The organism is Amycolatopsis sp. lyj-108, from assembly GCF_046549005.1.
In the GTDB taxonomy this organism is placed as follows: Bacteria; Actinomycetota; Actinomycetes; order Mycobacteriales; family Pseudonocardiaceae; genus Amycolatopsis.
In genome coordinates, this window is sequence record NZ_JAJPWQ010000030.1 from 1 (window position 1) to 853 (window position 853).

Consider the following 853-nt stretch of genomic DNA (forward strand, 5'->3'; position numbering starts at 1 on the left):
TCGGGCAGTTCCTGACGGAGATCGAATCCCGCGGCCCGATGGAGCTATTCGGGCATGGTTCGACCGCGGGCTGGTTCGCCGAAACCGCCCGCATCACCCCCACAGAGGCCCACGACACCGTGAAGCGGGCACTAGCGGTGAACGAAAGCCGAAACCTCGACGGCACCCCCGCCCCTGCTTTCGCCCCGATCGCCGGAGCCGACGGGGACCTCGGGCACCAGCACCTCGACCCACTCCTGGCGGTGCTGAAGAAAATCCCCGCCGACGTGTCCGCCGAGGACCGGTCCGGCGCGGAACAGATCCTGGTGAACCTGGCCCGCCACGCCGGCCCCCAGCAAATCCTCAACGGCGGCGCCGAACTCCTGGCACACCTGGACCCCGACGGGAACGAACCCAAAGACGAAGACCTCACACCACCCTCACGCGAAGTGCACCTGCGGAAACGCGACGACGGCTGGTGGCGCCTCAACGGCCTCCTCGACCCCGAATTCGGCGCCCGCGCCAACGCCCTGTTCGACACCTGGGGACAACGAAGACCCGTCGACGAAGACGGCAACCGCGACCCCCGCACCCCCGGCGAACGCCACGGCGACGCCTTGTTCGACGCCATCCACCACGCCATGACCAACGACAAAGCCCCCACCCTGTCCGGGGACCGCACCACCGTCGTGGTCACCATCCCGCTCGAGACCCTGACCTCCGGACTCGGGTCGGCCTGCGTGGACGGAGTCACCCAGATCACCGCACGCCACGCCCGCATGCTCGCCTGCGACGCCAAGATCATCCCCGCCGTCCTCGGCACCGAGAGCGAACCCCTCGACATCGGCCGCGCCACCCGCAGCGTCACCCCCGC

The 853-nt window shown here is 69.4% G+C and carries 1 protein-coding gene; it reads left to right on the forward strand.

Annotated features, from left to right (window positions below; translation table 11 throughout):
* Nucleotides 1-853, forward strand: an 853-nt coding sequence (locus ACLJO0_RS44050) for a DUF222 domain-containing protein (protein WP_410585849.1), incomplete at both ends; no start/stop codon positions are given.